The organism is Jeotgalibacillus marinus, from assembly GCF_040801915.1.
Classification (GTDB): Bacteria; Bacillota; Bacilli; order Bacillales; family Jeotgalibacillaceae; genus Jeotgalibacillus; species Jeotgalibacillus marinus.
The window spans coordinates 1-259 of the sequence record NZ_JBFMIA010000205.1; the positions used below are offsets into that span (position 1 = coordinate 1).

At 64.9% G+C, this 259-nt stretch carries 1 protein-coding gene; it reads right to left on the reverse strand.

The window, feature by feature from the left end:
• A partial coding sequence (locus AB1471_RS19035) for an alcohol dehydrogenase catalytic domain-containing protein (protein ID WP_496350344.1) occupies positions 1 to 259 on the reverse strand: 259 nt, incomplete at both ends.

Below are 259 nucleotides of genomic sequence, written 5' to 3' on the forward strand. Positions count from 1 at the left end.
TTCACCACCGAATGCTGCGAGACGGTGGCCCGCTCGGCGAACGTGCCCAGCATGCACATGGCGCCGAAATCTGTTCCCTGGGAATGGAATCGGAAACTGCCGTCCGGCATGCAGCCCTCCAGGATGGTGGCCCCCATGTCGCACAGGTTCTGCCGGCCGGTGCAGCAGTAGCGGCAAGTCCCGCAGTTCGGGATGAAGCTGCACACCACGTGGTCTCCGGGCTTGACCCTGGTGACGCCGGCACCCACCTCCTCGATGA